The following is a 3,812-nucleotide window of genomic DNA, read 5'->3' on the forward strand; positions in this document are numbered from 1 at the left end:
GTAGGCAAAGGGATTTTATTCCTATGCCGTTTAAAATTATAAGGATTTTGCGTTCTGAAACTCAGAAATCTCCGCCTCTACCATTGCGTCAATCATGATAGCATAGAGGGTGGTGAGAAGATTAGGCGATACGCCGAATTCCATTGCTTTGGAGCGTACGCGATCCATCACTGATTCCATTCTCTCATTGGCTTTTATCTCTTCAATGGAGTGTTTGAAATTGGCTGCTTGTTTAACATAACCGTTTCGTGCGGCAATAAGCTCAACGATCTGGTCATCCAATTGGTCGATATGGTTACGGACTTCCGCTAAGGAATGGCATTCTTCAACTTTCATTCAAAAGCTCCCTTTTAAAGATATCGATATCATACCATATTATAGACATTCAAAACATCTATCACATTTATATCACGTAAAATTGTATAATATTATCTTATTCGGTATTTTTTGATACATTTCACTATTTCTTATAAATATTTAAGAATAAGACGATTATGATGTCCTCAGCGATAATTTCAAATTCGCAATCGATTTTGCATAGAATGAAGGAGACTCATTATGAACATTTCAAGACGTGACTTACTTAAATTTGCTGGTATCAGTGCTGCAGCTGCAGCTGTAACTGGTTGTACAGCCGCTACAGGTGCTACAGGTACTGCATCAGGTGCACAAAGCGCTGCAGGTAAAATGCTCGGTAAGCATCAAGTCGTTATCATCGGTGGAGGCTGGGGCGGCTTGACCGTTGCTAAAGAGTTGAAAAAAATTGATCCTAAATTCGATATTGCTATTATCGAAAAAAATGACAGCTTTATGTCTTGCCCCCTTTCAAACTCGAATCTTGGAGGGATCGAAGGTTTCAATCTTAACACATTGACGCATGACTATTCTCAAGCGATTGAAAAACACGGATATGGAATGTTGACGGCTGTTGTTACCGGTATCGATCGCGCGGCTAAAGTGGTTCACACCTCTAAAGGTGGTGTTGGATATGACATCCTCGTTCTAGCTCCTGGTATTGATTACAACTATAAAGGTCAATTCCCAACATGGTCTGATGCAAAAATCGCAAAAGCACGTCGCGTAGCTCCAGGTGCACTTATACCGGGCGGTGAACACGTGGCACTTGATCGTATGGTAAAACAAATGGAAGACGGTGATGTCGTTATCACGGTCCCAGCTGGCAAATACCGTTGTCCTCCGGCACCGTTTGAACGTGCGAGTATGATTGCTAATCACATGCAAAAAGAGGGATTGAGCGGCAAAGTTATTATTTTGAATGAGACTGCTGAAATCGCTAAAGGTGCAGCGTTTAAAGAAGCATGGGCAGAGATCAACAAAGGTCAAGTTGTTCATGAAAGCAATTGTAAAATTTCTGATGTCGATTTCGATAAACAAGAGATTACATACGTACAAACCGTATATAAAGACAAAGATGATGTTGAAGGTACTAAAACGACAAAAACTATCAAATACGGTGTATTCAACTTTATCCCGCACAACATGTCTAATCCAGTTATTGAAATGTCAGGCGTTGAAACAACTAAAGACGGATTCAAAAAAGTTAAAATGGCAAGCAGTCCGGAGAAACCGGTTTCCTTCCAAACAGCTAGCGATAAAAATGTTTATGCGGTTGGAGACGTTGTTGGTCATGGTATCCCACCAAGCGGTCAATCAGCTATCTGGTCAGGTAAAGAGTGTGCAAAAGAGATCGCTCACGTACTTCACGGTAAATCATACAGTGTTGCATCAGCACTTCCATACAAAAGTGCAAACGTTTGTTACTCTATGGTTGGATCAAATCCTGAAGAATCTATTATGGTTAACCATGAGTTTATGGTTTCAGGTCCGGTTATCGGTTCTAAAGGTTCTGTACCTAAAGATGAGAAAACTGGTAAATTCCGTACAACCGGCCTTGCAAAAGCAAATCGTGACTGGTACAAAGGTGCAATGCGCGACCTTTTCAGTTAAGTTACGCGTTCAAGTTTCTCCGTTATCCCCGATTTTATCGGGGATACATCCCTTGTATTTAGGAGACTAATATTAGGTATGACTAATGCAAAATCTGCTACACTCATCTCTCAAAATAATAACAATACGGACAATATCATGGACAGAAGAAATTTTTTAAAAGTTGTTGCTGGTGCAACGGTTGTTGCTATCAATCCTTCACTAATTCGTGGAAATCTTTATGCAGATGACGGACGTTTGTTTAAAGCCTATGAAAAAACGCAATTACTGGATGCGAGCGGAAAACCGATAAAAGCGTCAATGTTGGAAAAAGAGATTACTTATATCTTTAATTATCCGTATGCATCAACTCCGTGTATGCTTGTCAACCTACCAAAACCTACCGCCCAAAATGTAGAACTAAAATCTGATAGTGGAGAGGCCTATGTTTGGAAAAGCGGAGTTGGTAAAGATCGTACGATTGTAGCCTATGTAGCAATTTGTACCCATCAGTTGACCCATCCAACACCAAATGACAGTTTTATCACCTATGTTCCGACAACGGGCAAAACAATGGCGTATGATAAATCTGGGGTGATCGTCTGTTCTTCACATCTTTCTGCGTTTGATGCGGGGGCAGGTGCAAAAGTGCTCGGTGGTGCAGCGACTCAACCGCTGCAAGCAGTAGTGCTAGAGCATGCCGCAGATGATACTCTGTGGGCTGTTGGCATTTTGGGTCAAGATAAATTCCATGATTATTTCAAAGAATTCCGTCCTGAAATGAAACAATTTTACGGTGGACCTGCAGAAGCTAAAAAATTGGTATCCATCTCGGCTAAAACGGTAAAACTTTCTGAATTTACCAAAGAAATTATCCAATACTAAAAAGGGGTTATGTATGAAAAAAGTATTAGCAGCCTTAGCCATCGGAATGTTACTCATCAGTTCATTAGAAGCAGCCGCACCTAAGAACGATCCACGTTTGGAACTTATGCAGGATATGCGTACGATGATGGATGCGATGGAGCAAATTCAACGCGGTGGTTTGTACAGCTCAACCGATGAGATGAAAGCCGGAGTTAAAAAGCTCCAGGGGACACTCAAATCGTTAGAGAGTGAAGAGGTAAAATCAATTTTACCGAAAGATCAAGTATATGCGTATAAATTTGCTCAAAAAACAGCGCAAATGCTTCGTATGTATTCGGACGATATGATTGTATCTATCGAAGCAGGCAGAATGGACAATGCACTAGATGATTACACACAATTGCTGAAACAATGTACCTCATGCCATATCCGCATTCGTAACTGGTAATCTCTGTTCTTCTTTATCTAAACCCTCTTTTGAGGGTTATCACCTATTTCTCTTTATTATCCAATCATTTCTTTTTTTGATTTATACTGTCATATCCTTTTCTGGTGTTATATAAGTAACACTTTTATCACATTTTTGTCTCATAGCATGACAAATTTGTCTTTTTATTAGAAAATCCTATAAAAATCAAGAAATCTTTAAGAAATAATTGTTATGATGACCGCATGATTCGGAATAAGTAAATCTTATCCGGACGGTTTCTTGAAGGAGAATGAATGAAATTAGGAAAACTTAGTCTAGTAGCTGTAATGGCTCTTGGAACAAGCGCGTTCGCGATCGACAATGTTAAAGTAAACGGTGAAGCAAAAGTTTGGTATCAAACATCAGAATTAATTGGTGGTACTACAGATTTTTTTGACAACGGGACTAATTCAATTGCAAATACTTCGTTGATGCTAGGTGCAACAATGGACCTTGCTCCAAGTTTAAGTATGGGTGCAAGTGCTTACGGTCTTTCTACTCTTGGTTTGGAAAATAATCTTGTAGGGGA

The 3,812-nt window shown here is 39.8% G+C and carries 5 protein-coding genes; 4 read left to right on the forward strand and 1 reads right to left on the reverse strand.

Going from position 1 to position 3,812, the window contains the following annotated elements; all coding sequences use genetic code 11:
* Positions 1-36: 36 nt before the first annotated feature.
* Positions 37-336: a chorismate mutase gene (locus PHR02_RS00680; protein WP_299987498.1), complete on the reverse strand. Its 300-nt coding sequence runs from the start codon at positions 334-336 to the stop codon at positions 37-39.
* Positions 337-558: 222 nt separating this feature from the next.
* On the opposite strand from PHR02_RS00680, the gene PHR02_RS00685 reads away from it, so the two are divergent.
* From PHR02_RS00685 to PHR02_RS00700, 4 genes are all read left to right on the forward strand, one after another.
* The gene (locus tag PHR02_RS00685) at positions 559-1,968 is read left to right on the forward strand and encodes an FAD/NAD(P)-binding oxidoreductase (RefSeq protein ID WP_299987500.1); all 1,410 of its coding nucleotides are present in this window, start codon (positions 559-561) and stop codon (positions 1,966-1,968) included.
* Between the two features lie 78 nt (positions 1,969-2,046).
* Complete coding sequence (locus tag PHR02_RS00690; protein ID WP_299987503.1) at positions 2,047-2,832, forward strand: Rieske 2Fe-2S domain-containing protein; 786 nt, start codon at positions 2,047-2,049, stop codon at positions 2,830-2,832.
* Between the two features lie 13 nt (positions 2,833-2,845).
* A complete protein-coding gene (locus PHR02_RS00695) occupies positions 2,846-3,262 on the forward strand; it encodes a hypothetical protein (protein WP_299987506.1) in 417 nt (138 codons plus the stop codon).
* Between the two features lie 275 nt (positions 3,263-3,537).
* Positions 3,538-3,812, forward strand: a 275-nt coding sequence (locus tag PHR02_RS00700; protein WP_299987508.1) for a hypothetical protein, incomplete at its 3' end; no start/stop codon positions are given.

This window comes from Sulfuricurvum sp. (assembly GCF_028688295.1).
In the GTDB taxonomy this organism is placed as follows: Bacteria; Campylobacterota; Campylobacteria; order Campylobacterales; family Sulfurimonadaceae; genus Sulfuricurvum.

Bases quoted from the DNA above. Each gene is read 5' to 3' on its own strand.
- PHR02_RS00680 (WP_299987498.1), bottom strand. From the start codon at position 336: ATGAAAGTTGAAGAATGCCATTCCTTAGCGGAAGTCCGTAACCATATC.
- PHR02_RS00685 (WP_299987500.1), top strand. From the start codon at position 559: ATGAACATTTCAAGACGTGACTTACTTAAATTTGCTGGTATCAGTGCT.
- PHR02_RS00690 (WP_299987503.1), top strand. From the start codon at position 2,047: ATGACTAATGCAAAATCTGCTACACTCATCTCTCAAAATAATAACAAT.
- PHR02_RS00695 (WP_299987506.1), top strand. From the start codon at position 2,846: ATGAAAAAAGTATTAGCAGCCTTAGCCATCGGAATGTTACTCATCAGT.